The 25,949-nt window shown below is 60.3% G+C and carries 23 protein-coding genes; 15 read left to right on the forward strand and 8 right to left on the reverse strand.

Features of this window, described 5'->3' with window-relative positions; translation table 11 throughout:
• The first annotated feature begins 69 nt into the window (after positions 1 to 69).
• The 3 genes from QD357_RS12010 to xylA all read left to right on the forward strand — a co-directional run bounded on the left by QD357_RS12010 (position 70) and on the right by xylA (position 4,078).
• Entirely contained in the window at positions 70 to 1,095 is a 1,026-nt protein-coding gene (locus QD357_RS12010; protein WP_414124376.1) for a LacI family DNA-binding transcriptional regulator, read from the forward strand.
• Positions 1,096 to 1,134: 39 nt separating this feature from the next.
• A complete protein-coding gene (gene xylB, locus QD357_RS12015) occupies positions 1,135 to 2,592 on the forward strand; it encodes a xylulokinase (protein ID WP_414124377.1) in 1,458 nt (485 codons plus the stop codon).
• 175 nt (positions 2,593 to 2,767) lie between these two features.
• Complete coding sequence (gene xylA / locus QD357_RS12020) at positions 2,768 to 4,078, forward strand: xylose isomerase (RefSeq protein ID WP_107109269.1); 1,311 nt, start codon at positions 2,768 to 2,770, stop codon at positions 4,076 to 4,078.
• 40 nt (positions 4,079 to 4,118) lie between these two features.
• Here the strand turns inward: xylA and QD357_RS12025 are convergent, their stop codons facing one another.
• Together QD357_RS12025 and QD357_RS12030 are read right to left on the reverse strand one after the other, a co-directional pair.
• Positions 4,119 to 4,475 (reverse strand): VOC family protein, encoded by a 357-nt coding sequence (locus tag QD357_RS12025; protein WP_414124378.1) that lies wholly within the window; start codon positions 4,473 to 4,475, stop codon positions 4,119 to 4,121.
• Between the two features lie 12 nt (positions 4,476 to 4,487).
• Complete coding sequence (locus tag QD357_RS12030) at positions 4,488 to 5,513, reverse strand: LacI family DNA-binding transcriptional regulator (RefSeq protein WP_107109267.1); 1,026 nt, start codon at positions 5,511 to 5,513, stop codon at positions 4,488 to 4,490.
• Positions 5,514 to 5,679: 166 nt separating this feature from the next.
• Between QD357_RS12030 and QD357_RS12035 the strand changes: the two genes are divergently transcribed.
• The 8 genes from QD357_RS12035 to QD357_RS12070 all read left to right on the forward strand — a co-directional run bounded on the left by QD357_RS12035 (position 5,680) and on the right by QD357_RS12070 (position 16,532).
• Positions 5,680 to 7,203, forward strand: coding sequence for a sugar ABC transporter ATP-binding protein (locus QD357_RS12035; RefSeq protein ID WP_107109266.1), 1,524 nt, complete (start codon positions 5,680 to 5,682; stop codon positions 7,201 to 7,203).
• Between the two features lie 64 nt (positions 7,204 to 7,267).
• Complete coding sequence (locus QD357_RS12040; protein WP_414124406.1) at positions 7,268 to 8,278, forward strand: ABC transporter permease; 1,011 nt, start codon at positions 7,268 to 7,270, stop codon at positions 8,276 to 8,278.
• Between the two features lie 69 nt (positions 8,279 to 8,347).
• Positions 8,348 to 9,295: a substrate-binding domain-containing protein gene (locus tag QD357_RS12045; RefSeq protein WP_107109264.1), complete on the forward strand. Its 948-nt coding sequence runs from the start codon at positions 8,348 to 8,350 to the stop codon at positions 9,293 to 9,295.
• Between the two features lie 259 nt (positions 9,296 to 9,554).
• Positions 9,555 to 10,607, forward strand: a complete 1,053-nt coding sequence (locus QD357_RS12050) for a sugar phosphate isomerase/epimerase family protein (RefSeq protein ID WP_047628952.1) — start codon at positions 9,555 to 9,557, stop codon at positions 10,605 to 10,607.
• Between the two features lie 222 nt (positions 10,608 to 10,829).
• Positions 10,830 to 12,017 (forward strand): Gfo/Idh/MocA family protein, encoded by a 1,188-nt coding sequence (locus QD357_RS12055; RefSeq protein ID WP_107109263.1) that lies wholly within the window; start codon positions 10,830 to 10,832, stop codon positions 12,015 to 12,017.
• 190 nt (positions 12,018 to 12,207) lie between these two features.
• A complete protein-coding gene (locus QD357_RS12060) occupies positions 12,208 to 13,581 on the forward strand; it encodes a GH1 family beta-glucosidase (protein ID WP_107109262.1) in 1,374 nt (457 codons plus the stop codon).
• Positions 13,582 to 13,659: 78 nt separating this feature from the next.
• Positions 13,660 to 14,208, forward strand: coding sequence for an NADPH-dependent FMN reductase (locus QD357_RS12065; RefSeq protein ID WP_107109261.1), 549 nt, complete (start codon positions 13,660 to 13,662; stop codon positions 14,206 to 14,208).
• Positions 14,209 to 14,318: 110 nt separating this feature from the next.
• A complete protein-coding gene (locus tag QD357_RS12070; RefSeq protein ID WP_107109260.1) occupies positions 14,319 to 16,532 on the forward strand; it encodes a bifunctional diguanylate cyclase/phosphodiesterase in 2,214 nt (737 codons plus the stop codon).
• A 2-nt stretch (positions 16,533 to 16,534) separates the two neighbouring features.
• Here QD357_RS12070 and QD357_RS12075 read toward each other — a convergent pair whose 3' ends face one another.
• Entirely contained in the window at positions 16,535 to 17,479 is a 945-nt protein-coding gene (locus QD357_RS12075) for a rhodanese-related sulfurtransferase (RefSeq protein WP_107109476.1), read from the reverse strand.
• 167 nt (positions 17,480 to 17,646) lie between these two features.
• On the opposite strand from QD357_RS12075, the gene QD357_RS12080 reads away from it, so the two are divergent.
• On the forward strand, positions 17,647 to 18,111 hold the full coding sequence (locus QD357_RS12080) for a GNAT family N-acetyltransferase (RefSeq protein WP_107109259.1): 465 nt from the start codon (positions 17,647 to 17,649) through the stop codon (positions 18,109 to 18,111).
• A gap of 40 nt (positions 18,112 to 18,151) precedes the next feature.
• Here QD357_RS12080 and QD357_RS12085 read toward each other — a convergent pair whose 3' ends face one another.
• From QD357_RS12085 to QD357_RS12095, 3 genes are all read right to left on the reverse strand, one after another.
• Positions 18,152 to 20,542, reverse strand: a complete 2,391-nt coding sequence (locus QD357_RS12085) for an arylsulfatase (protein ID WP_107109258.1) — start codon at positions 20,540 to 20,542, stop codon at positions 18,152 to 18,154.
• Between the two features lie 186 nt (positions 20,543 to 20,728).
• Positions 20,729 to 21,637, reverse strand: a complete 909-nt coding sequence (locus QD357_RS12090; RefSeq protein ID WP_107109257.1) for a CHAD domain-containing protein — start codon at positions 21,635 to 21,637, stop codon at positions 20,729 to 20,731.
• A complete protein-coding gene (locus QD357_RS12095; RefSeq protein ID WP_107109475.1) occupies positions 21,615 to 22,100 on the reverse strand; it encodes a CYTH domain-containing protein in 486 nt (161 codons plus the stop codon). The genes QD357_RS12090 and QD357_RS12095 overlap by 23 nt, the downstream gene beginning before the upstream one ends.
• Positions 22,101 to 22,260: 160 nt before the next feature.
• Here QD357_RS12095 and QD357_RS12100 point away from each other — a divergent pair, with 160 nt between their 5' ends.
• The 3 genes from QD357_RS12100 (at position 22,261) to QD357_RS12110 (ending at position 24,102) form a co-directional block, all read left to right on the forward strand.
• Positions 22,261 to 22,899, forward strand: a complete 639-nt coding sequence (locus QD357_RS12100) for a 2-dehydro-3-deoxy-phosphogluconate aldolase (RefSeq protein ID WP_107109256.1) — start codon at positions 22,261 to 22,263, stop codon at positions 22,897 to 22,899.
• 186 nt (positions 22,900 to 23,085) lie between these two features.
• Entirely contained in the window at positions 23,086 to 23,793 is a 708-nt protein-coding gene (locus QD357_RS12105) for a tellurite resistance TerB family protein (protein WP_107109255.1), read from the forward strand.
• Positions 23,794 to 23,886: 93 nt separating this feature from the next.
• Positions 23,887 to 24,102, forward strand: coding sequence for a hypothetical protein (locus tag QD357_RS12110; RefSeq protein ID WP_181316095.1), 216 nt, complete (start codon positions 23,887 to 23,889; stop codon positions 24,100 to 24,102).
• Between the two features lie 8 nt (positions 24,103 to 24,110).
• Here the strand turns inward: QD357_RS12110 and QD357_RS12115 are convergent, their stop codons facing one another.
• Together QD357_RS12115 and QD357_RS12120 are read right to left on the reverse strand one after the other, a co-directional pair.
• Positions 24,111 to 25,223: a nickel/cobalt transporter gene (locus QD357_RS12115; RefSeq protein ID WP_107109253.1), complete on the reverse strand. Its 1,113-nt coding sequence runs from the start codon at positions 25,221 to 25,223 to the stop codon at positions 24,111 to 24,113.
• Complete coding sequence (locus QD357_RS12120; protein ID WP_181316094.1) at positions 25,217 to 25,873, reverse strand: DUF1007 family protein; 657 nt, start codon at positions 25,871 to 25,873, stop codon at positions 25,217 to 25,219. The genes QD357_RS12115 and QD357_RS12120 overlap by 7 nt, the downstream gene beginning before the upstream one ends.
• Between the last annotated feature and the right edge of the window lie 76 nt (positions 25,874 to 25,949).

A 25,949-nucleotide genomic window follows, 5' to 3' on the forward strand; every position in this document is an offset into this window, starting at 1 on the left:
TTCAGGCTTCGAAAATTTTTGATTTACGTACATCAGAATTCGCAGTAAGGATTTCATCAGGAGGAGCTGATGAGACCCACCGTTTACGATATCGCCGCTGCCGCGGGCGTTAGCCTTGCGACTGTGGATCGTGTACTGAACCGGCGCCCGGGCGTGCGTCTCGTGACGCGCGAGAAGGTGGAAGCTGCGATCCGTGACATCGGCTATGTCCGTGACGTGGCAGCTGCCAATCTTGCCAAGGGCCGTGTCTATCCGCTCGTCTTCATCCTGCCGACCGGCGACAATTCCTTTATGCACGGCCTCTATGGCGAAGTGCGCCAGGCGATGACGCGTTCGACCTTCGATCGCACTGAAATTMGCATCGTGGAAGTGCCGGCCTTCGACCCGCCGGCGCTGGTAGCCGAGCTTGACGCGCTGCAGGGGCAGGAGCTCGCCGGCGTGGCCCTGGTAGCAACCGACGCGCCGGAGGTGCGCGCCGCCGTCGATCGGCTGGTAGCGTCAGGCATCCCCGTCGTCACGCTCGTTTCCGATCTCACCGGTTCCACCCGGCACCACTATGCCGGCGTCGACAATATTGCCGCAGGCCGGACGGCTGCCCGGCTGCTCGGCCGTTTTCTCGGCGGGCGCAAGGGCGACATCACCGTTCTCGCCGGGTCCATGCTGGTGCGCGACCATCGTGAGCGCCTGGAAGGATTTTCCTCCGTCATGGCAGCGGAATTTCCGCAATTGCGCCTGCTGCCGGTGCTCGAAGGCCGTGACGATCCGGAAATCGCCAACACGCTCGTCTCCGAGGCGCTGTCCGGCAGCAACAGTATCATCGGCATCTATAGCCTCGGCGCCGGTAATCGCGGTCTGCTTAGGGCACTGAAGGAGACCGGGCAGGGGCGCGAGCTGACGGTCGTCGTGCACGAGCTGACCGAACACACCCGCATCGCGTTGCTGGACGGCACCATCGATGCCGTTCTCAACCAGGACGCCGGCCATGAGGTGCGCAGTGCCATACGCGTCATGAAGGCGACGGCGGACGGCCAGGATGTGATTGCCGGCCAGGAGCGCATCCGCCTCGACATTTTCTTGAAGGACAATCTGCCCTGACCATCGAAATCTGCGGCAGAGCATAGGGAGTTACATCTGATGTATTTGGGTCTTGATCTCGGAACGTCCGGCGTCAAAGCGATGCTGATCGACGGCAACCAGAAGATCATCGGATCGGCCAATGGCGGGCTCGACGTGTCGCGTCCGCATCCGGGCTGGTCGGAACAGGAGCCGGCGCACTGGATTCGCGCCACCGAGGAAGCGGTCGCCGGCCTGAAGGCGGCGCATCCGAAGGAATTGGCTGCGGTGCGGGGTATTGGCCTATCCGGCCAGATGCACGGCGCGACGCTGCTCGATGCCGACGACAAGGTGCTGCGTCCCTGCATTCTCTGGAACGACACGCGCAGCTATCAGGAAGCTGCCGCTCTCGACGCCGATCCGCGCTTCCGCGCCTTGACCGGCAACATCGTGTTCCCCGGCTTCACCGCACCGAAGCTTGCCTGGGTCGCCAAGCATGAGCCGGAGATTTTTTCCAAGGTGCGTTGGGTGCTGCTGCCGAAGGACTATCTGCGTCTTTGGCTGACGGGCGAACATATGTMGGAAATGTCCGATTCCGCCGGTACCTCCTGGCTGGATACGGGCAAGCGCAAATGGTCTTCCGAGCTGCTCGCCGCGACCAATCTCGATGAAAAGCAGATGCCGACGCTGGTGGAAGGCACGGAAGCCGCCGGCAAGCTGCGCGGCGAACTGGCCTCGAGCTGGGGTATTTCCGGCGACGTCGTCTTGGCCGGCGGGGCAGGGGATAACGCGGCTTCGGCCTGCGGCATGGGTACAGTCAGCCATGGCGCCGCCTTTGTGTCGCTCGGTACATCCGGCGTGCTCTTTGCCGCCAACGGCTCTTACCTGCCGAAGCCGGAAAGCGCCGTTCATGCCTTCTGCCACGCGCTGCCGAACACCTGGCACCAGATGGGCGTCATCCTGTCGGCGACGGATGCGTTGAACTGGCATTCGAGTGTCACCGGCAAATCGGCCGCCGAACTCACCGGTGAAGTCGGGGATACGCTGAAGGCACCGTCTGGCGTCACCTTCCTTCCCTACCTTTCCGGCGAACGCACTCCGCATAATGATGCGACCATCCGTGGCGCTTTCATCGGTCTCGGCCATGAGAGCAGCCGCGCCGTGCTCACGCAGGCGGTGCTCGAAGGCGTCAGCTTCGCCATTCGTGACAATCTGGAAGCGCTGCGCTCGGCAGGGACCGATATCGCCCGCGTCACCGCCATTGGCGGCGGCTCGCGCTCACGCTACTGGCTGGCCTCGATCGCGACCGCGCTCGGCGTTCCCGTCGATTTGCCGGCCGACGGCGATTTCGGGGCCGCTTTCGGTGCCGCCCGTCTCGGCCTGATCGCGGCAACCGGCGCCGACCCGGTCGAGGTCTGCACACCGCCGAAAACCGCCGGCACGATCGATCCGGTCGCTTCGCTGACGGATGCCTATGCCGACGCCTACAAGCGCTACCGGGCGCTTTATCCGGCGATCAAGGCGCTGAGCATAGTTTGAGGTGAGACCCCCTCACCCTAGCCCTCTCCCCGGAGGGAGAGGGAACGACGGAGCTTGCGGTAGCCGCCCATACCTTCTCCCCACGAGGGAGAAGGTGGCCCGAAGGGTCGGATGAGGGGGCGTTACCGACAAATGAAGAACACTAGCAAATATCCCAAACCCAAGGAGACAGGACATGAGCACCGGATTTTTTGGTGACATCAAGAAAGTGAAATACGAAGGCCCCGAGAGCACCAATCCGCTGGCCTTCCGTCACTACAACAAGGAAGAAGTGGTTCTCGGCAAGCGCATGGAAGACCACCTGCGTTTTGCCGTTGCTTATTGGCACACCTTCACCTGGCCGGGCGGCGACCCCTTCGGTGGCCAGACTTTCCTCCGCCCATGGTTCCAGGACACGATGGAAGCGGCCAAGCTGAAGGCCGATGTTGCCTTCGAATTCTTCAACCTGCTGGGTGCGCCTTACTACTGCTTCCACGACGCCGACGTGCGCCCGGAAGGCAAGAATTTCGCCGAGAATACTAAGAACCTCAACGAGATCGTTGACTACTTCGCACAGAAGCAGGCCGAAACGGGCGTCAAGCTGCTTTGGGGTACGGCGAACCTCTTCTCCAACCGCCGCTTCATGTCGGGTGCTGCGACCAATCCGGATCCGGATGTCTTCGCTTTCTCGGCCGCGACCGTGAAGACCTGCATGGACGCAACGCACAAGCTCGGTGGTGAAAACTACGTTCTATGGGGCGGCCGCGAAGGCTACGAAACCCTGCTCAACACAGACCTGAAGCGTGAGCTGGACCAGTTGGGCCGCTTCCTCAACCTCGTGGTCGAGTACAAGCACAAGATCGGTTTCAAGGGCACGATCCTGATCGAGCCGAAGCCGCAGGAACCGACCAAGCATCAGTATGATTACGACGTCGCGACCGTCTACGGCTTCTTGAAGAAGAACGGCCTGGAAAACGAAGTGAAGGTCAACATCGAGCAGGGTCACGCGATCCTTGCCGGCCATTCCTTCGAGCATGAACTGGCGCTTGCCAATGCCCTTGGCATCTTCGGCTCCATCGACATGAACCGCAACGACTATCAGTCCGGCTGGGATACCGACCAGTTCCCGAACAATGTTCCGGAAATGTCGCTCGCTTACTACCACGTTCTGGCAGGCGGTGGCTTCAAGACCGGCGGCACCAACTTCGACGCCAAGCTGCGCCGTCAGTCGCTCGATCCGGAAGACCTGTTGATCGGCCATATCGGCGGCATGGATTGCTGTGCTCGCGGCCTCAAGGCTGCTGCCAAGATGATCGAGGACAAGGCCCTGTCGCAGCCGCTTGCCGACCGCTATGCCGGCTGGGATTCCGCTGAAGGACAGAAGCTGCTCCGCGGCGAATACTCCCTCGACCAGATCGCACAGTGGGTCGAGAGCAAGGACATCAACCCGCAGCCGAAATCCGGCAAGCAGGAACTCCTGGAAAACATCGTCAATCGTTACGTTTGATCGTCAAAATGTGGGAGGCGGTGATCCACCGCCTCCCACATTACCGCCTGAATGCGCGGCTCGAAATGGATATGGAATTCCCGCAGGGGTCCTTGGCATTGGCGAACACGTAGCCGTCAGCCTGATGCACAGGCCCGAATTCGAGCCCATCGCTGGCGCATTTGGTGCGGAAAGCTTCGACATGCTCGACGTCGAAGACCAGTTTCACCAATGATTGACCCATCTTCTGCGTCTTTGCCGCGGGATGGATCATCAGATTGGCGCCGCCGTCCGGTGCCAGCAACTCGACAATTCGATCGCCGTCCTGTCGAAGCGGCCTGAACCCGAAGTGTTTTTCGTAAAAGCCGATCGTCGCTTCCATATCGCKGGCGTAGAGGACGAGTCTGCCGATCGGCATGGCGACGTGTCCCTATCGCCGGGCGCGCGATGGTGTCGAGACCGAGTTGCGCACCACCAGATCGGGCCGTAGCAGGATCTCCGTCTCGGCCGGCTGGCCGTCCGACAGGAGTTCGAGCAGGAGCGCCATCGCATGCTTGCCGATGGCTGTGCGCGGCTGCCGGATCGTCGTCAGCGAGGGCGACATGAAAACGGCTTGCGGCACATCGTCGAAGCCGGTCACCGAGAAATCCCCCGGAATGTCGTAGCCGCGCGCCTTCAGTCCGATCATCACGCCGATGGCCGTCTGATCGTTGACGCACATGAAGGCTGTCGGCAGCGTGTCACGCATGAAAAGCTGCTCGACGGCCAGCCTTCCGCTCTCGATAGTGCCGTCGCCCTCGAACACAATGCGGAGGTCGGTACCGATACCGGCGGCATCGAGCCCAGCGTCATAGCCCATCCGCCGCCGGCTATAGGCGAGGCGGGTGCGCGAATCGCCGATGAATGCAATTTTCCGATGACCCTCGGCAATCAGGAGGTCGATCGCCTTGCGCGCCCCGGCGATATCGTCCACGCCGACATAGGGGATGCCCCCATTGAAGACCGGCTCGAAGACGCCGACGCTCGGCGGAAGCCGGGCCGTCATCGTCTGATGTCCGAAGGGCAGGATACCGGTGAACAGGATCAAACCAGCGGCCTGGTTGGAGTTCAGGAATTTCAGATATTCCAGCCCGCGTTGAGCATCGTTCTGCGTGTGGCCGATCAGGATGCCATAGCCGTGCGAGCGTGCCTCATTTTCCAAACCGATGAGAATATTGGAGAAATTGGGGTCACCGATATCGGGTGCGACCACGAGGATCATGTTCGACCGACCAAGCCGCAGGCTGCGCGCCATGGCATTGGTGGTGTAACCCGTGACCGCGATTGCCTGGTTGACCTTCAGGCGCGTCGAGTTCGCGACCTTCTCAGGCATATGGATTGCCCGCGAGACCGTTGCGATCGAAACATTGGCAATGCGGGCGACGTCTTCGATAGTTGCGGGCGTGGAATTAGACACTGCGCTCTGCCTTGGGTCTCGTCTCGGACCGGACACTACACAGACTTCCGCGGAGATCAAAGGCGACCGCGTAAAATTGTGCAACATGCAATGATGTAAACCTTTACACAAACTATGTAAAGGTTTACACAACATGGAAGTGGTGTGGGGCCACAGGGAGGAAATAATGAGTTCGGAGACCGTCGACGGCGCGGTAGTGCTGTCCGCGAGGCGAATTTCCAAGTCCTTCAGCGGCGTGCAGGTGCTGTTCAGCGTCAATTTCGATCTTCGGGCCGGCGAGATCCACGCGCTCATGGGCGAGAATGGCGCCGGCAAGTCGACGCTCGTCAAAATTCTCTCCGGTTTCGAGCAGCCAAGCTCAGGCGAGATCCTGCTCGACGGCCAGGTGGTGAAGCTGCCGCCCAACGGCGGCGCGGAAGTGCTCGGCATTGTCATCATCCACCAGGAATTCAATCTCGCCGAACATCTGACCGTTACCGAGAGCCTGTTTCTCGGCCGTGAAGTCACGCGTTTCGGCGTGCTCGACCGCAAATATATGCGCGCCGAAACGCGGCGTGTCCTCGATCTCCTGGGATCGCATGTCGACGTGAACGCCCTGATCGGCACGCTTTCCATCGCCGACAAGCAGATGGTGGAGATCGCCAAGGCGATCAGCCGGGACGCCAGGATCGTCTTCATGGACGAGCCAACCGCCGTTCTGTCGCGGGAGGAAACCAACTTCCTGTTCAAACAGGTGCGCAAGCTGCGCGACCAGGGAACAAGCTTCGTGTTCGTGTCCCACAAGCTCGACGAGGTCATGGAGCTGACGGACCGGGTCACGGTGCTGCGCGACGGTCAATGGGTGAAGACATCGCAAACCTCGCTGCTCGACGGCGAATCGATTGCCCAGTTGATGGTTGGGCGGGAGCTCTCCAGCCTCTATCCCGCCAAGAACGAGCCCGATGTCGACGAAAAGGTCGTGCTCAGCGTCAGTTCTCTTTCGACGGGCTATGTCCGTGATGCGAGCTTCGAGCTGCGCAAGGGCGAAATATTGGGCTTTTCCGGCATGATCGGATCGGGCCGCACCGAACTGATGGAGGCGATCGTCGGCCTGCGCTCGCGTGCTGGCGGTGAGGTCGTCGCCAACGGCCACTCCGTGCCGCCGCATGATGTGCATGCCGCCATCGATGCCGGCCTTGCCTATATGACCAAGGACCGCAAGTCCAAGGGGCTGCTTCTGAGTTCGGGCATGGCTGTCAACCTGACCCTCCAGTCCCTGGATCGGCACGGCAAGTTCGGCTATCTCAGCGCCTCGAGCGAAGCKAGCGCATTGGCGCGGGCACGCCGCCGTTTCGACATCCGCGTTCGTGACGGCAATATCATCGCTGGCCGCATGTCCGGCGGCAATCAGCAGAAATTGCTTCTCGCGAAGGTCATGGAGACCGAACCGCAAATMATCATCATCGACGAGCCGACCCGCGGCATCGATGTCGGCACGAAACAGCAGATCTACCATTTCATTTCGGCGCTGGCCCGAGACGGCCATTCGATCATCGTGGTCTCGTCGGAGATGCCCGAGGTCATCGGACTGTGCACGCGGATCGCCGTGATGCGCGAAGGCCGGATCGTCGGCGTGCTTGAAGGGGATGAGATCTCCGAGCAGGAAATCATGCGTTATGCGGCGGGCCTGAAGAAAAAGACGGCGGCCTGAACCCGGCTGCAAGAGAGCAAGGCGAATTCCCAGCCATGATGGGAACGGGAGGTTGGTTTTGGATATGAGCGTGGGCGAAGACAGCAGCGGGAAGACAGGCCGGCGAGGCCGGTCCTGGCGGGATGTCGATCTCAGGGCCGTTGCGCCGTTTGCGGCCTTGGTTCTGCTTCTCATCGTGGGCGCATTGGTCAACCCCAACTTCATCGGCATGACCAATCTCACCAATGTCGCGACGAGATGCGCCTATATTGCGATCATCGCGGTTGGAGCCACCTTCGTTATCTCGGCGGGCGATCTCGATTTGTCGGTTGGCGCCATGGTCGCCTTCGTCGCAAGCCTGATGATCCTCCTGCTGAATTCAGGCGTCATAGCCGATCCGGCCCTGATGCTGGCTGCAGCCGTGTTGTTCTMGATCGTCGCCGGTCTCCTCTGCGGCCTCGCCAATGGCCTGATCACGACCATGGGCAAGATCGAGCCGTTCATCGCCACTTTGGGCACGATGGGCGTCTATCGCGGCTTGACGACCTGGCTATCGCAGGGCGGCGCGATCACCTTGCGCCCGGCGGATCTGCAGGCGCTTTACAAGCCTGCCTATTATGGCTCCGTGCTCGGCGTGCCGGTGCCGATCGCGGTCATCCTCGTGGTCACTGCAGTTGCGGCCTTCATCCTTTATCGCACCCGCTATGGCCGGCATGTCATCGCCGTCGGCTCCAATCGCGACGTTGCGCGTTATTCCGGCGTTGCGGTCAATCGCGTGCGTACCATCGCCTTCGTCATCCAGGGCCTGTGTGTGTCGATCGCCGTGCTTCTCTACGTGCCGCGGCTTGGTTCGACATCGGCAACGACGGGTAGCTTGTGGGAGTTGCAGGCGATCACGGCCGTCGTCGTTGGCGGTACGGCGCTGAAGGGCGGAGCGGGCAGGGTATGGGGGACCATTTGCGGCGCCTTCATCCTCGAGCTGGTCGGCAACATCATGCTGCTTTCCAATTTCATCAGCGAATATCTGCTCAGTGCCATCCAGGGCGCGATCATCATCGTCGCCATGCTGGTTCAGCGCTCGCTTGCTCGCAAATAGCGAATAACCGGGTCTAAGGGGCGCCCGGTCTTTATGACAATGCCCTGTTTCTATCTGGGAGGATGAAATATGCGTAAAAGACTCATTGGTCTGGCTGTCGTGCTGGCGGCTCTGGCCGGCACGGTCCATGCGGAGGACAAGAAGGTCACCATCGGTGTTTCCATTCCGGCGGCGGACCATGGCTGGACCTCCGGCGTCGTCTTCCACGCCGAACGCGTCGCCAAACTCTTGATGGCGGAACATCCCGGGCTGAATGTCATCGTCAAGACCTCGCCCGATGCCGCAAGTCAGGCAAATGCGGTGCAGGACCTTGAGACCCAGGGCATCGACGCTCTCGTGATCCTGCCGTCGGATCCTGATCCGCTGGTCAATGCGATCAAGGAAGTCAAGGACAAGGGCAAGTTCGTCGCTCTCGTCGACCGCGCGCCGAGCAACAACGACAATTCCGTCCGCGACCTCTATGTTGCCGGCAACAATCCTGCTCTCGGCCAGACGGCAGGCGAATATATCAAGGCTCATACCCCGAATGCTCAGGTCGTCGTTATCCGCGGTCTGCCGATCCCGATCGACCAGCAGCGTCAGGATGGTTTCGACAAGGGTATCGCCGGCTCCAACGTCAAGGTTCTCGACCGGCAATACGGCAACTGGAACCGCGACGATGCTTTCAAGGTCATGCAAGACTATCTGACGAAGTTCCCGAAGATCGACGTCGTATGGTGCCAGGATGACGATATGGCCGTTGGCGTGCTGCAGGCGATTGACCAGGCCAAGCGCACCGACATCCAATATGTCATCGCCGGCGCGGGCTCGAAGGACATGGTCAAAAAGGTCATGGACGGCGATAAGCTGATCCCGGTCGATGTGCTCTATCCGCCGGCGATGGTCGGCACGGCCATGGAGCTGACGGCTGCCAACTTCTACGACCAGGTTCCGGTTCGCGGCAATTATATCCTGGATGCGACCTTGGTCACCAAGGACAATGCCAAGGACTTCTACTTCGCCGATTCTCCGTTCTGATCTGTTGATCCAGACGGATGCGCCCGCCGGTTCCGGCGGGCGTTTTTCATGCGGCTGACGTTTCGTTTCGCGCTCCCGGGCAATTTTTGCGGCACGTACCTCTTGCCGTCGGCGGCGGGCCGTGATTAGGTCATGAGGCATTCGACTTTCAGCCCGACGACCCTATAATTTTTTGAGGTTACGGCATCCCGGCCGCCTTAGATATGGGTTGGAAGGGCATCGGAAACGTTTACAGAACGCGATTAGGGAGGAATTACTGATGAAGACGATCAAGGGTCCAGGCCTGTTTCTTGGCCAGTTCGCCGGTGACGCGGCACCATTCAACTCGTGGGATTCGATCACGAAATGGGCTGCCGATGCCGGCTATGTCGGTGTGCAGGTTCCGACCTGGGCAAGCCAGCTCATCGACCTGAAGAAGGCTGCCTCCTCCAAGGATTATTGCGACGAATTCGCCGGGGTTGCCCGTGCCAACGGCGTCGAAGTCACGGAGCTTTCCACCCACCTTCAGGGGCAGCTCGTCGCCGTGCATCCTGCCTATGACGAAGCCTTTGACGGCTTTGCGGCGCCGGAAGTGCGCGGCAATCCGAAGGCGCGTCAGGAATGGGCCGTCGAGCAGGTGAAGATGGCCCTGACAGCTTCGAAGCATCTGGGCATCAAGGCGCATGCGACTTTCTCGGGCGCGCTTGCCTGGCCCTTCATCTATCCCTGGCCGCAGCGCCCGGCCGGTCTCGTCGAAACCGCCTTCGAGGAACTGGCTCGCCGCTGGACGCCGATCCTCAATCATGCCGACGAAAACGGCGTCGACGTCTGCTACGAAATCCATCCGGGCGAAGACCTGCATGACGGCATCACCTTCGAGATGTTCCTGGAGCGCGTGAAGAACCATCCGCGCGCCAACATGCTCTACGATCCCTCGCACTATGTCCTGCAGTGCCTCGACTATCTCGAGAACATCGACATCTACAAGGACCGCATCAAGATGTTCCACGTCAAGGATGCGGAGTTCAATCCGACCGGGCGTCAGGGCGTCTATGGCGGCTATCAGGGCTGGGTCGAACGCGCCGGCCGCTTCCGCTCGCTCGGCGATGGCCAGGTCGATTTCGGTGCCGTCTTCTCGAAGATGACCGCCAATAATTTCGACGGCTGGGCCGTGGTCGAATGGGAGTGCGCGCTGAAGCATCCCGAAGACGGTGCGCGCGAAGGCTCTGAATTCGTCAAGGCGCACATCATCCGCGTGACGGAAAAGGCCTTCGACGACTTCGCCGGCAGCGGCACGGACCAGGCGGCCAACCGGCGCATGCTKGGGCTTTGATCAAGCCCCTTCGCCCGGCAAGTGCGGGGAGAAGGTGGGCTGGAGCGATTGAGCGTAGCGAAATTGCGACAGGTCGGATGAGGGGCCTTCTCGATATTTTCCGCTAATTCAGAACTTGCTGAGGGTTCGGCCCCTCACCCTAGCCCTCTCCCCGCAAGCGGGGAGAGGGAACGATMGCGCCAAGCGGTCGCATCCACACAATTCAATTTTCAGGAGGACCATATGGCAATCGAAGGATCATCGGAACAGACGCGGGAGCCGCGCATTCGGCTTGGCATGGTGGGCGGCGGCGCTGGCGCCTTTATCGGTGCGGTGCACCGTATCGCCGCGCGTATTGACGACCAGTTCGATCTCGTCGCCGGCGCGCTGTCGGCCTCGCCGGACAAGGCGATGGCTTCGGGGCGCGATCTTGGCCTCGATCCCTCGCGCACCTACTCCAGCTATCGCGACATGGCGATCCGGGAAGCCAAGCTGAAAAACGGCATCGAAGCCGTCGCGATCGTGACGCCGAACCATGTTCACTATGATGCCGCCAAGGAATTCCTGAAGCGCGGCATCCACGTCATCTGCGACAAGCCGCTGACCTCCAATCTTGCCGACGCCAAGAAGCTGAAGAAGGTGGCTGACGAAAGCGGCGCGCTGTTTATCCTGACGCACAACTATACCGGCTATCCGATGGTCCGCCAGGCGCGCGAGATGATCGCCAACGGCGAGCTCGGCGATATCCGCATCGTGCAGGCGGAATATCCGCAGGATTGGCTGACGGAAAATATCGAGCAGTCGGGTCAGAAGCAGGCCGCATGGCGCACCGATCCGTCGCAGTCCGGCGCCGGTGGTTCCACCGGCGATATCGGCACTCATGCCTATAACCTCGCCTCCTTCGTCTCTGGCCTGGAACTCGACAGCCTTGCCGCCGATCTCGACAGCTTCGTTGAAGGCCGCCGTCTTGACGACAATGGTCATCTGCTGCTGCGCTTCAAGGCAAAGGGCAAGGAAAAGCCGGCTAAGGGCATGCTGTGGTGCAGCCAGGTGGCGCCGGGTCATGAGAACGGTCTCAAGGTCCGCGTCTACGGCACCAAGGGCGGCATCGAGTGGACGCAGGCCGATCCGAACTATCTCTGGTACACGCCGTTCGGCGAACCGAAGCGCCTGCTCACTCGCAACGGTGCAGGCACTGGTGCTGCTGCCGCCCGCGTCTCGCGCATCCCGTCGGGTCATCCGGAAGGCTATCTTGAAGCCTTCGCCACGATCTACACCGAGGCTGCGCGGGCCATCAATGCCCGCAAGAAGGGCGTGGCAGTCGATCCGGCCGTGGTCTATCCGACCGTCGATGACGGCGTGAAGGGTGTTGCTTTCGTCGAGGCCTGCGTTGCCTCCTCGAAGCGCAATGGTGCCTGGATCAAGCTTTGATTTCTGCGCATGGGGCGGCGGGTTGTCTGTCGCTCCATGCTTTTCGACTTCTGACTGCAACGTTGCAGTTTTGTCATTTCAGGGCTGTACAAGGACGTTTTCGCTGGTTTAAACCGCGCGCGGGCCCAATATCGTGAGCGCGGTCGATCGCATCTTGCCGTCCCGCCGTTTGAAAGAAACGAGATTAGTCATGATTGATCCAAAGAAGTTCGCCGCCCGTTTCCCGGGCGATTTCACGTTTGGCGTCGCCACTGCCGCTTTTCAGATCGAAGGCGCCACCAAGGCGGATGGCCGCAAGCCGTCGATCTGGGATGCCTTCGCCAACATGCCGGGCCGCGTTTATCAACGCCACAACGGCGATGTCGCCTGCGATCACTATAACCGGCTGGAGCAGGATCTCGATCTGATCAAGGAGATGGGCGTTGAGGCCTATCGCTTCTCGATCGCCTGGCCGCGCATCATTCCCGATGGCACCGGTCCAGTGAACGAGGCCGGCCTCGATTTCTACGATCGTCTGGTCGATGGCTGCAAGGCGCGCGGCATCAAGACCTTCGCAACGCTCTATCACTGGGATCTGCCGCTGACGCTTGCGGGCGACGGCGGCTGGACGGCGCGTTCGACGGCCTATGCCTATCAGCGTTATGCGAAGACGGTGATGGCGCGCCTCGGCGATCGGCTGGATTCGGTCGCAACCTTCAACGAGCCCTGGTGCATTGTCTGGCTTAGCCACCTCTATGGCGTCCATGCGCCCGGCGAACGCAACATGCAGGCCGCGCTTTATGCCATGCACACCATGAATCTCGCGCATGGCCTCGGCGTCGAGGCAATACGGTCGGTGGCGCCGAAGGTGCCGGTGGGTATCGTGCTCAACGCTGCATCGATCCTTCCCGGTTCCGATAGCGCCGAAGATCAGGCCGCTGTCGAGCGCGCGCATCAGTTCCACAACGGCGCCTTCTTCGATCCGATCTTCAAGGGTGAGTACCCGAAGGAATTTGTCGACGCGCTCGGCGACCGCATGCCTGTTGTCGAGGATGGCGATCAAAAGATCATCAATCAGAAGCTCGACTGGTGGGGGCTGAACTACTATATGCCGATGCGCGTCTTCGACGATGCGTCCAAGAGTGGCGATTTCCCCTGGACGAAGGAAGCGCCTCCGGTCAGCACCGCCAAGACCGATATCGGCTGGGAAATCTATGCGCCGGGCCTGAAGCACGTCGTGCAAGACCTCTACAAGCGCTACGAACTGCCGGAATGCTACATCACCGAAAACGGCGCCTGCTACAACATGGGTGTCGTCAAGGGTGAAGTCGACGACCAGCCGCGCCTCGATTACTACATCGATCATCTCGGCGTCGTCGCCGACCTGATCAAGGACGGCTATCCGATGCGCGGCTATTTCGCCTGGAGCCTGATGGACAATTTCGAATGGGCGGAAGGCTACCGCATGCGCTTCGGGCTCGTGCATGTCGATTACGAGACGCAGGTGCGCACGGTGAAGAAGAGCGGCAAATGGTACCGCGAACTCGCCGGGCAGTTCCCGAAGGGGAATCACAAGACGGCTTGATTTGTGCCGTCTTTCCGATCTTTCCAAAAGGAGAGGGTGAAGGTCGCTCGAATCGGCGGCACCTGATAAGTCTTGCGCATGACCCAGCGCCCGCTCTCCCTCTACGCGCTCTGCGGCAGCCAAAGGCAGGCTTCGACCAGTCTTCGGCTGCTGGAAGCCCTGCGGCTGGTATCGCCCGAGGGAATCTCCATCGAAATCTGCGATTTGATCGGCAATCTGCCGATCTTCAATCCGGATCATGAAGGTGACAGGACGCCGCCTACCGTCAAAACCTTGGCGGCGAAGATCCGCGATGCGGACGGACTGATCGTCTCCTGCCCGGAATATGCCCACGGCATTCCCGGCGGGTTCAAGAACGCATTGGATTGGCTGGTGTCGCGCGACGAAGTGCCGTTCAAGCCGCTGATGTTTGCGCATGCCTCCCATCGCGGCGATCTTGTTCTGGAACAACTGACCGAAGTATTGAGGACAATGTCACTCCGCATCGTGCCGGAAGCTTTTCTGCGCGTGCCGCTTGCCGGCAAGAGCGATGAAGCGCAGGCAATGGTCCTGGCGGAAGCGCAACGGACCGGCGCGTTGCAAGCCGGCCTCGATCGTTTTGTGCAGGCGATCCGCGCATCCGTATGAATGCTTGCCGCCTCCACAAATATACAACCCTCTACTGCAATAATCATAGGTTCGCTTTAACCGTTTTTTGAAGACCTGACGGCAGACTTCCCAAGCCAAGGAGAAGCGCGTTGGGAGCAGTTTTCGGGTCATTCCGGCGGAATACGCAATTCGGTCGTCATTCTATCGTGACGGCCGTTTTGTTTTCGTTCGCTTTGGTGGTCACCGTGGTTACCCTGATGGTGCTGACGGCGATTGGTCGGGTCGCAGACTATTCCAACAAATTGGACGACGAGCGCTCCTGGGAAACTACTGCCGGTGCGCTGAAGACCTTCGAAGGCCTGCTCGATGCCACGCTGCATGACTATGCCGCGCGCAATACCGCCGTCAAAAATGTCTATGATGAAAACGACCAGGACTGGATCGCCGGCAACTACGGCGAGATGTCCTCCGATGGCGCCCTGTTCGACATGGCGCTGGTGGTCGACGATGACAACAAGCCGATCATTGCCTATCAGGACGGCAAACCGATGGCCGATAGGATCGAGGATGTTTTCGGTCCCTCGCTCTGGGCCTTGGTGGATCAGGTGCGCAAGACGCGCGTGACCAGCGTGCCGGAGGCGAGCGGCTATGTGATGACCAATAAGGGCATCGCCGCTGTCGGCGTGGGGACAATCCGCGAAAAATCCGGCCGTATCCCGGTGCCGGAAGGCAAGCGCCGCTATCTGATCTTCGTTCGGCATCTCGATGCGGCCAAGATCAAGATGCTTTCCAATACCTACGTCATCAGCGGCCTCAGGCTGGTGCCGCCAGACACGGTCGCGCGCTATGCCGTTTCGATCGTCGATCCGCTCGGCAAGCCGCTCGGGCGGCTGGTCTGGACGTCGCGCGGTCCTGGTGACGTCAGCTATCAGCAGGCCCGTCCGCTGGTGGTCGGCGCTCTCGGCCTAGTCGGCATGTTCTTTCTGGTGCTGCTGATGCTGGGGTCGCTGGCAGGACGGCGGCTCAGGGCGGAAGAGGTGCTGGCGCGGCAGGGCTCGCTCAGGGACCGGCTCAGCGGCCTTCTCAATCGCGAGGGCCTTCGTCTCGATGTAGACCGGCTGGTCGAGAGCGCCCGCGCCGATGGCAGCAATGTCCTCTTGCTCTATCTCGATCTCGACGGCTTCAAGGAAATCAATGATTCCTATGGCCACGGCACCGGCGACCAGTTGATCCGCGCCGTCGCAGCCGGGCTGAATGTGCTTATTCCGCCGAAGGCAATCCTTGCGCGGCTGGGCGGCGATGAATTCGCTGTCGCCTTTCCGACCAAGGAACTGAACGATGCACCGGCGCTCAGACTTGCCGAACAGGTGCTGGATTTCTTTACCGAGCCGCTGGAGATCGGTCGCCGCGTGGTGGTCGTCGGTGCCAGTATCGGCATTGCTAGCTCGCCGGAGGGCCGCATCGGTCGCGAAGAGTTGGTGCGCCGCGCCGATCTCGCCATGTATAAGGCCAAGGAAGCCGGGCGCGCTCGTATGGCCTGCTACGAGACGGCGATGGATGCCGATCGCGAGGAGCGCAACGCTCTGGAACTTGATCTGCGCAATGCCATCGAAAAGGAAGAGCTGACACTCGCCTATCAGCCGCTGGTCGATGCCAGGAGCCATGAGATCACCGGCGTCGAGGCGTTGGTGCGCTGGAACAGGCCCGGTCACGGGCCGATTTCGCCTGAAGCCTTCATTCCCGTTGCCGAAACCAGTGGTTTGATCGAGGCGCTCGGTCTGTTCGTCTTGCGCAAGGCCTGCGAGACGGCGCGGCAATGGCCGGACCTGCGGATTGCCGTCAACGTCTCGCCGGGGCAATTCCGCAACCCCGCCTTTGCCGACTATGTCCGGCATGTCCTGAAACATACCGAGATCGAAGCCGAACGCGTCACGCTGGAAATCACCGAAGGCTACATTATCCAGAATCCCGAGCGCACCCGCCAGTCGATCGAGCGGCTGAAACAACTCGGCGTCAAGGTGGCGCTGGACGACTTCGGCTCGGGCTTCTCCTCGATCGGCTATCTCCGCCAATTCGGCTTCGATCGCATCAAGATCGACCGGTCGCTGACCATGGATGTTCTGGAGGATAGCCGCGCCCGCGAGATGCTGCAGGCGACGGTGGCTTTGGCGCGTTCACTCGACATTCCGGTGACGGCGGAAGGCATCGAGACGGAAGAGCAGGGCAACGCCCTGGAGCGCTTCGGTTGCGACGTGCTGCAGGGCTATTTCTTCGGTAAACCGCTGCCGGAGGCCGAGATCAGCAAACGGCTAAAGGCGCAGATGGCCCGCGTACTCGACGTTGAGCGGGAAGCTGCCGCCTAAATTCAGCCGCCAATATGCTCCTGGCCACGCTTGCGGGCGAGCATCACCTGGCGCTGGCGCTCGCGGAAGCGCTTGCGGTCTTCTTCAGTGCGGTCGTGATAGCAATGGCTACAGGAGACGCCGGCTTCATAGAAGGGCGAGGTGACCTCTTCCGCGGTGATCGGGTTGCGGCATGCATGGCAGAGCTTGTGATTGCCTTCCTTCAGGCCATGCTCGACGGAGACGCGTTCGTCGAAGACGAAGCAGGCGCCTTCCCACAGGCTTTCCTCGGCGGGCACTTCCTCAAGATATTTCAGGATGCCGCCCTTGAGGTGGTAAACCTCGTCGAAACCCTGCTCTTTCATGAAGGCGGTCGCCTTCTCGCAGCGGATGCCACCGGTGCAATACATGGCAATCTTCGGCTTGTTGTGCAGGCCCTCGTTCTGGCGCACCCATTCCGGAAATTCACGAAACGTCTTGGTCTTCGGATCGACCGCGCCCTGAAAGATACCGATCGCCGTCTCGTAATCGTTGCGCGTGTCGATGACGATGGTGTCGGGGTCGGAGATCAGCGCATTCCAGTCCTTCGGCGCAACATAGGTGCCGACGATCCTGTTGGGGTCGATATTCTCGACGCCCATGGTGACGATCTCTTTCTTCAGTTTCACCTTCATGCGGACGAAGGGCATTTTCGACGCGCGGCTTTCCTTGTGTTCCAGCCCCGAAAATTCCGGCTGGGCGCGCAGGAAGGAGAGGACCACGCCGATGCCTGCATCCGTGCCGGCGATGGTGCCGTTGATGCCCTCATGGGCGAGGAGCAGCGTGCCCTTGATCCCGTTTGCCTCACAGAGCGCAAGCAGCGGCTCCCGCAGGGCTTCGAAGCGCGGGACTGAAACGAAATGATAGAGGGCGGCAACGAGGAATGCGCCGCCTACCTCATGGCGTGGAGTGGCAAGAATGTCGGTCATGCCGCGGAAATACAATTTTGCGCGCCGGCAAGCAATCGGGATTCGTATTTTGAGGCTGCGCCATCGGGTCACTCCCGCGAGCCGGGAGTTCCCTATTCTGCGCTACCCTATAAGAATACGCGCAAAAGCGATCGGTACGCGGCGATGAGGTTGAGGTGTCTGACAACATGCTGACGGTAAGACCATATCTCCCGGCGGACGCCGATTTGACCATCGACATATTCCTGAGAGCAATCCGGGAGGTGGCGTCGAAGGACTACACTCAAGCTCAAGTCGATGCCTGGGCCAAGGTGGAAGACAGGGAAGCCTGGGCGAAACGACGGTCAAGCAGGCCGGCCTGGATCGCTCAGTATGGGAATGTGTCAATCGGGTTCGCGGATCTCGTGCCCGACGGGCTCCTGGATATGATGTTTGTCCATCCCGATTATCAGGGTATGGGCGCAGCCAGTTTGCTCCTCGCGACGGTCGAGATGGAGGCAAAAAGGCAAGGGCTCGGGCGTATTTTCACAGAGGCAAGCCTTACCGCCAGACCTTTCTTCGAAAGACGAGGCTTTAGCATTTTGAGATCGCAGACGGTGGAAAAGCGCGGGCAGACGCTCGAAAATTTCCGGATGGAGAAATTTCTTCGATAGAGGGGACATCGATATCAATGTCCCCTCTATCCCGCATCGTCTACGGCTGCAGCGCCACCTCCAGCTTTCCGATACTTCCGTTAAAGGGGAACGGCACCTGATAGTCGTTGTCCTCTACGCCTGTCCGCGTATCGACGCCGACATCGAAGGTTTCATCCCACGGCATTAGCGCCGGAATTGTGTGCGGAATTTTCTCGTTGGCGACCTCGTTACCATCCACTTTGAGGATGCCGGTTCCGCCCTTGCCGAAACCGGGGCCATCAGATTTGAAATCGAACACGAGGGTGTGCTTGCCGGCCGGCAAGGCATCGTGACCCTCCCAGCGAAAACGCTCCATATCGACAAAATTGTAGAGAAACACCGGCTTGCCTTTGAGCAGATAGAAACCGTATCCGCCGAAGCGTCCACCTGTGGTGACCAGCATACCCTCGCCGCCATCCTGCGGTATCTCCACCTCCGCGGTGATCGTGTAGGATCTGTTCACGATGTTCGGAGCGTTGCTGGGCGGAATACCGGATATCACACCTGAATAGGTGAAGTCATTTCGCCCTGCCGTGGCACTCGGCCGCGGGGTGAGGAGGCGCTCCAGGATAGAGTTATCAAGCGGAAAGACATTGTATTTCGCCGCTTCCATGAGAAACAATTCCTGCATTTGGTGCAGCTTGTCCGGCATCTTGGCGGCGAGATCGTTATTCTCCGAAAAATCCTCCGTGAGATTGTACAATTCCCATTTATAGCCGTCGATGACGTCGGGCATTTTGGTCGTGCCCATCAGCCAAGGCGCTGCGGGCGGCGTTGTGGCGGCGATCCAGCCATCATTATAGATCGCGCGGTTGCCGAACATTTCGAAATACTGTGTTGTGCGTGCCGACGGAGCTTGGGCATTGTCCCAGCTATAGGCCATGCTGACGCCTTCAATCGGTTTTTGCGCCACGCCGTTGACCATGACAGGAGCGCTAATTCCGGTCGCCTCGAGAATGGTGGGAACGATATCGATCATATGATGGAACTGAGTGCGGATACCGCCGGCGTCCTTGATCCGTGCCGGCCAGGCCATTGCCATGCCCTGCCGCGTGCCGCCGAAATGCGAGGCGACCTGCTTCGTCCATTTGAATGGTGTGTCAAAAGCCCATGACCACGCCACGGACATATGCGGGTATGTTTTGTCGGAGCCCCAGACGTCATAGAACTTCATCTGATCCGCGACCGGGATCTGCATGCCCTCGATGGTGATCAATTCGTTGGGCGTGCCACGAGTGCTGCCTTCGGCACTCGTGCCGTTGTCGCCCTCGATATAAATGACGAGCGTGTTGTCGAGCTTGCCCAGGTCGTCGACTGCCTGGATCACTCTTCCGATCTCGTGATCGGTATAGGCGACATAGGCGGCGAACACCTCTGCCTGGCGCGCGAACAGCTTCTTGCTGTCGGCATCCAAGCTATCCCACGTCGGCAGGTCATCCGGCCAGGGTGTCAATTGCGTGTTTGCCGGAATGACCCCGATTCGCTTCTGATTGGCGAAAATCTGTTCGCGCAGCTCGTTCCAACCCATGTCGAACTTGCCCTTGAACTTATCGATCCATTCCTGGGTCGGATGGTGAGGAGCGTGGGTCCCGCCCGGCACGTAGTAAACGAAAAACGGCTTTTGCGGTGCTGCCGCATTCAATTGCCTGATGTGGTCGATAGCATTGTCGGCCATATCCGTGGTGAGGTTATAGGCAGGCTTGCCGATCCAGGGGAAAACCTGCGTTGTGTTCTGGAATAGATAAGGAGTCCATTGGTTGGTGTCTCCGCCCATAAAACCGTAGAAATACTCGAAGCCCATTCCGACAGGCCATTGGTCGAACGGCCCGGCGCTGCTGTATTGGAACGCGGGCGTGTTGTGGTCCTTGCCGAACCAAGACGTTGCGAAGCCGTTCTGCTTCAGAATCTCGCCGATCGTGGCATTGTTTACGCCAATGATGGAATCGTAGCCGGGGTAACCGGTTGCCTGTTCGGAAATGACTCCGAAGCCCGACGAATGATGGTTTCGCCCGGTGATCAGTGCCGCCCTCGTCGGAGAACAGAGCGCTGTCGAATGAAACTGCGTGTAGCGCAGGCCGGCTTTCGCAACGCGATCCAGCGCAGGCGTCGGGATGACGCCACCGAATGTGCCGGCAACACCGTAGCCGGCGTCATCTGTCATGATGAGCAGGATATTCGGTGCGCCCTTGGGAGGCACGATCTGCGGTGGCCAATAAGGCTTGGAGCTTTTGGCGTCGAGGCCAATTTGTCCGCGGAATGCTTCGGGCGGATTTGGAAGATATCTTCCGTCGATCGTCGTCGTTGCGCTGGGCGAGCCGGGTTCGCCCGTGATCTGCTGGGCGCCTGCTCGGTCGAAAGAAATGGCGGTTAAACTCAATGTGGCGAGAAATAGTGTTCCAATTCTCAACATCGTCGTGCCCTCCCAACCCGATGAGGTCAAAAGCTTGGCACGATGCTGAAAAGGAACAAGTACGTTACTGTTAACGGGACGTTATCGCTGTTGCGTCGGACGGCTTTCGACTGGGAGCTACCAGCGATAATCGCTATCGAGCGCGAGACATTGCTTGTCTGTTCTTGGCGCACGGGGTTGGTTTCCTCAATCCCCTGCTTCCAGCCAAAGCCGTTTGATCGTGCGGGCTTCCTGCTTCGGCTCGTCCACAAAAACCCAGCGGGCCTTGGTCAGCGCATCCTGGCGGGCCGCCTGTTGGCGAGAGATGATTGCTTCCAGCAGGCGGGCGCGGTCGTCGCTGCCGTTGAAGAGATGCGGCTCGCGATCGGTCACCTCGGATAGCATCGATAGGTCGAGATAGCGGCCGAGTATGTCGACCAGCTCCTTGGCTTCGAGCTGTTTTGCGTGCATGGCGGCCGGCCAGATGTCGCGCAGCAGCGCATGATGCATCCAGCAATCCTGGCTGCGTTTGCGCAGCTCGTGAAAGTGATCGCTATGGCCCTCGGCATGGCATTCGCAGAGTGCCACCGTCGCCTTGCGCCCTGTTTTGCGCCAGCTCTTTTGAAAGATGCGTGCGGTCGCGCGCCGGCCGCTGCCGAAGGAGGTGGCTTTCAGCGCGTCCAGTGCTTCGCGGCAGGTGGCGATTGCCTTTTCCGCCTTCTCTTCGAGATCGGTTTCTTCCGCCGATAGCCGGTCGCGCCGGGTCGTGAGCACGTCGATGACCCGGGCAAGCGCCTGGGCCTCGTCCTCGGATGTCGCCGTTTCGTGCAGATAGCGGGCGGCCTCGACTAGGGCGGTGGCGTCGCGAACGCCGGAGAGGGTTTGCGCCATCTCCCGCAGCCTGTCGTTTTGCTGTTGCTGGAATTCCGGCGCCCGCCGGGCGATCAGCCGATAAAGTGCGCGTATGCGCTTGATATGCTTGCGTGCCGTATGCACTGCCTCGTGCAATCCCTCCGGCCGATCGGTCAGTGCCGCAACCACTTTGCCGAGCTGTTGTGCGGCGGCGGCCTGCACCTCGTCATCAAAGGCCCTGTCAGGCCGAATGCGATAACTCATCGTATTCCTGTTCGAATTGCGTCGCGAGCGCCTGGTTGGAGTAGCGGTATTCGCCAGTCACCTCGCGGCCGACCCAGTCCGGCAATTCCGGATCGTCGCTTTCGTCCTCCATCTCGACCTCGGCGATCACCAGGCCGCGATGCGCGCCGCGAAAAACGTCGACTTCCCAGACGAAGCCCTTGAACGGGACCTTGTAGCGAATCTTTTCTATAACCAGGCCGATGGCGTTGCCGAGCAACTCTTCGGCATCTGCGACGGGGATTTCATATTCGAATTCATCCCGCGTCATCGCCCTGCCGATCTTCATCGTCAGGGTCGCGACCGTGTCGTTCGTCAAGCGAACGCGAACGGAACGATCGTCCATGGAGGCGACATAGGCCTGCCGTAAGGTGAGTTTCTCGGAAACGAGGTCGCGCCAATGATCCCCCCGGACCAGAAACTTGCGCTCGATCTCTTTTGCCATATGCTCGACATGCTCCGCCAGCATCATATGTAGATAGACTAACGGAAGTTTTTTGCATTTCCTACCCGTCATGTTCAAACTCAGCTTTTGTCTCGACAACGGCTCTCGGGAAGGCTATTCGGAAACCGGATTTCAATCGTTTTAAGGGAGCACGCCGACCATGGGCGAGAAAACCGAAAAGCTTCTTTCCATCCTGAAATTGCAACCCGTCGTCCCCGTCCTCATCGTCGAAGACGCGAAGTCGGCCGTGCCGCTCGCCCGTGCGCTTGTCGCCGGTGGCTTGAAGGCCATCGAGATCACGCTGCGGACCGCCGGCGCGCTCGATGCGGTCCGGGCTGTGGCCGAGGAAGTCGAAGGCGCTGAAGTCGGCGCCGGCACGATCCTGAATGTTGCGCAATGGGAAGCGGCCGTCGAAGCCGGCTCCAAGTTCATCGTCAGCCCTGGCACGACGCAGGAGCTGCTGGATGTCGCCCGCACCTCCGACGTGCCGCTGCTGCCAGGTGCGGCTACGGCGAGCGAAGTCATGGCGCTGCGCGAGGAAGGCTACAAGGTGCTGAAGTTCTTCCCGGCCGAACAGGCTGGCGGCGCTGCCTATCTGAAGGCACTGTCCTCGCCGCTGGCAGGCACGCTGTTCTGCCCGACCGGCGGCATTTCGCTGAAGAATGCCCATGATTACCTGTCGCTGCCGAACGTCATCTGCGTCGGCGGCTCCTGGGTTGCACCGAAGGAACTGGTCGCGGCTGGCGATTGGGCTGGCATCACCAAGCTTGCCGCCGAAGCCGCCGCGCTGAAGGGCTGAGCCTTCCGAAAACTCGATCAAAGGGCGCGCATGGCCTCATGCGCGCCCTTTTGCGTTTCAGCGGATTTGTATTTGCGGTCCCACCTTCCTATCTCCCTCTCGCATTTTGTTTGCGCATGAGTTCGTCCAAAAACCGCTGCGTAGTTTTTGGGATCATGCTTTCACCAAGGAGGGAGGACCATCCACATGATCGACGCCCGCAAGCTTCTGGACCAATTCCTCGGATCGCAAGTTCCGGGAATGCAGGGAAGCGTGAGAGACAAGGCGAGCGAGGCCATCAATCTCGCCAGGGACAATCCGTTGGCGACCAGCGCCATTGCCGGCGTTCTGCTGGGCACGAAGACAGGCCGCGAGATTACCGGCAATGTCCTGACGCTCGGTGGTCTCGCCGCCATCGCCGGGCTCGGCTATCAGGCCTACAAGAACTATCAGGCTGGCAATGCACCGCAGCCGGCGCAGCAACCCGCTCAGCAGGCGGAGCCGCAATTTCTGCCGCCGCCTTCCAATTCCGGCTTCAGCACGGCACCGGCGATTACCAGCAATGATTTTGCACTTTCGCTCGTGCGCGCCATGATCGCCGCGGCCCGCGCCGATGGGCATATCGATGATGCGGAGCGGCAGCATATTCTCGGCAAGGTGCAGGAAGCGGGTGTCGGCGCGGAAGCGGAAAGCTTTTTCGAGCGCGAGCTTGCCAATCCCGTCGATCTCGACGCCATCGTCGCATCGGCGAAAACGGAAGAACAACGCGTGCAGGTCTACACCGCCTCGCGCCTGGCGATCGAACCGGACTCACGCGCAGAACGCGGCTATCTCGATCTTCTTGCCGGCCGGCTCGGTCTCGCCGATGCGCTGGTCGACCACATCGAGGCAACGGTCGCGAGCGCCAAGGTCTGATCATCGTCGAGGAAAGGGCCGGTTGCCTTTCGCGGGCGGCTGGCCTAAGCCTTCGCCGGACAAAGAGTAGCGGTGCGCGAAGGATTGGCAATTTTGACGGATAAAAACAGCGAAACCCGCTCCTCGGCGATCGCCGCCGCCATCATCCTGCTGGCCGCCATGGTGCTATTGTACTTGATGCCTGATGTGATCGTCCGGCTCGGCGATGTTTCGCCGTGGCTCGGCACCGGCTTCGGCGTGCTCGTGATCCTGGCCTTTTTCCTGGTCTTCTGGCTGAGAGCCCGCTACCAGAGGCGCAAGAGCCGATAATCCACCGGTCAGGTCTGCAGCGACGCGCCGAGCAGCACGATGCCAGTGCAGATGACCAACAGCGCGCCCAGAATTTCTATGCCATTGCCGACCCACATCGAGAGCCGCGATCCGCGGCCGGTGAAATGCACGGCGGTGCCCTTGGCGAAAACGGCGATGATGGCGAGCAGCGACACGGTCAGCGCCGTCCCGACCGACATGGCGATGACGGACAATAAGCCGCCGAGATAGAGCCCGTTCAGCATCGAGAACGTCATGACCAGCAGTGCGCCGGAGCAGGGGCGCAGGCCGACGGTAATGATCGCCGACCAGGCTTCGCGGACGCTGAACTTCTCGTTCGACAGCATTTTGGGGTCGGGCAGGTGGGAATGGCCGCAGGTCTCGCAGACCATGCCATTGGCCGCATCATGGGTCGGATCGTCGCAATTATATCGGTTGCCCGCCTGCGGCGTGGCGCGAAAGTGCGAGAGTCTTTGTGCGGGAGCCGTGCCGTTCGAGGCGTCTTCGAGCAGCGACATGCTGATCGGACCGGCCGATGTCGCGAGCTGCACTTCCTGGCGTTGTGGCCGGCTCTGGATCATCGAGCGCAATTTTCGAAACAGTAGCCAGCTTCCGAAGATGATCACCATGACGAAGCTGGTGATCTCCATCGCGTTGGTGGCCATCGTCATGGTGATGCCCGAGCCGCGCAGGACGAAATAAGCGGCACCGACGACGAGGACGGCAACGAGGCCCTGGATGAAGGCCGAGATGAACGAAATCACAATGCCGCGCTTCAGCTCAATCTCGTTGGCCACCATGTAGGACGAGATGACGGCCTTGCCGTGGCCCGGGCCGGCGGCATGGAAGATGCCGTAAGCGAAGGAGAGGCCGATCAGCGTCCAGAGCTGCCAGGGGTCCTGGCGCATGGCCTCGATCGATTTGGTAAGCGCCCGATAGAAGGCCTGCTGTTCGTAATTCACATAGAGGAAGATCGGCGCCAGAGGCCCGCCCGTGGGCTGGAAGCTCGGTTCCGCAGTGCCGATGCCGAGGGGCGATCCGGTGGCGTGTGCAAGGCTTGCCACTGCCAGAAAGGCGAGAGCCACTGTTGGAAGCAGCTGCGCTATCCGGCGCGTCAGCATTGGACGTCCATCCGCGTTGCGAAGAGCTTCGACATCGTCGTTCCCGTTAGATCGTTGAAGAAGGCATCCGTCAATGTTGACTTGTTTTCGGCGATGACCTCGTCAGGATTGGGGCGCACGACCTTCTGCGTGCAGCTTTTGAAGGCATCGCCTTCCGTCACCAGCTCATTGTCGCTGGGGAAATCGATCGAGGTGTAAAGTGTTGGATCGTAGATGCCGAAGCTGAGCTTGTTGCCCTTCAGCGGCATCGGCTCGGACGGCTTGACGGCGAAGAACATCAGGAGCTGGCCGTCCTTGTAGTCGACATTGATGACGTCGGGCTTGTTCACCTTGATGGCTTTGCCGTTGAACGTCAGATTTGTGTAGTAGTCGTAGTCGGCCAGCGAATCGCGCACTGTTTTGCCGACTTCCTTGAGCTCGTCCGGATCGAGCTTCAGATTGGTGTTCTTGTCGAAATCCATCAGCACCGAGGAAGAGAAGACCTCGTCGAAGCGCCAGACATTGCGCAGCTCCTGCACGGCCCCATCGGAGCCGGCAAGCACCTCCAGGCGTGCTTCGACGAAGATGTGCGGATGCGCCGATGCTGCGACCGGCAAAAGCAGCAGGCCGCCGGTCAGGGCAAGAGCATAGGCGGTCGTGGATTTTCTCATGCGTCCGATATGTTTCGTGAGCACTGATTCACTTCGTTTACTGGTCAGGAAATGAGACGGAATTGGGACCGGTCGG

Origin of the sequence: Rhizobium sp. BR 317, assembly GCF_047445835.1 — a bacterium.
GTDB classification, from domain to species: Bacteria; Pseudomonadota; Alphaproteobacteria; order Rhizobiales; family Rhizobiaceae; genus Rhizobium; species Rhizobium paranaense.

Bases quoted from the DNA above. Each gene is read 5' to 3' on its own strand.
- QD357_RS12055 (WP_107109263.1), top strand. From the start codon at position 10,830: ATGGCAATCGAAGGATCATCGGAACAGACGCGGGAGCCGCGCATTCGG.
- QD357_RS12085 (WP_107109258.1), bottom strand. From the start codon at position 20,542: ATGTTGAGAATTGGAACACTATTTCTCGCCACATTGAGTTTAACCGCC.
- QD357_RS12095 (WP_107109475.1), bottom strand. From the start codon at position 22,100: ATGGCAAAAGAGATCGAGCGCAAGTTTCTGGTCCGGGGGGATCATTGG.
- QD357_RS12075 (WP_107109476.1), bottom strand. From the start codon at position 17,479: ATGACCGACATTCTTGCCACTCCACGCCATGAGGTAGGCGGCGCATTC.
- QD357_RS12120 (WP_181316094.1), bottom strand. From the start codon at position 25,873: ATGAGAAAATCCACGACCGCCTATGCTCTTGCCCTGACCGGCGGCCTG.
- QD357_RS12065 (WP_107109261.1), top strand. From the start codon at position 13,660: ATGACCCAGCGCCCGCTCTCCCTCTACGCGCTCTGCGGCAGCCAAAGG.
- QD357_RS12060 (WP_107109262.1), top strand. From the start codon at position 12,208: ATGATTGATCCAAAGAAGTTCGCCGCCCGTTTCCCGGGCGATTTCACG.
- xylA (WP_107109269.1), top strand. From the start codon at position 2,768: ATGAGCACCGGATTTTTTGGTGACATCAAGAAAGTGAAATACGAAGGC.
- QD357_RS12045 (WP_107109264.1), top strand. From the start codon at position 8,348: ATGCGTAAAAGACTCATTGGTCTGGCTGTCGTGCTGGCGGCTCTGGCC.
- QD357_RS12090 (WP_107109257.1), bottom strand. From the start codon at position 21,637: ATGAGTTATCGCATTCGGCCTGACAGGGCCTTTGATGACGAGGTGCAG.
- QD357_RS12080 (WP_107109259.1), top strand. From the start codon at position 17,647: ATGCTGACGGTAAGACCATATCTCCCGGCGGACGCCGATTTGACCATC.
- QD357_RS12100 (WP_107109256.1), top strand. From the start codon at position 22,261: ATGGGCGAGAAAACCGAAAAGCTTCTTTCCATCCTGAAATTGCAACCC.
- QD357_RS12105 (WP_107109255.1), top strand. From the start codon at position 23,086: ATGATCGACGCCCGCAAGCTTCTGGACCAATTCCTCGGATCGCAAGTT.
- QD357_RS12115 (WP_107109253.1), bottom strand. From the start codon at position 25,223: ATGCTGACGCGCCGGATAGCGCAGCTGCTTCCAACAGTGGCTCTCGCC.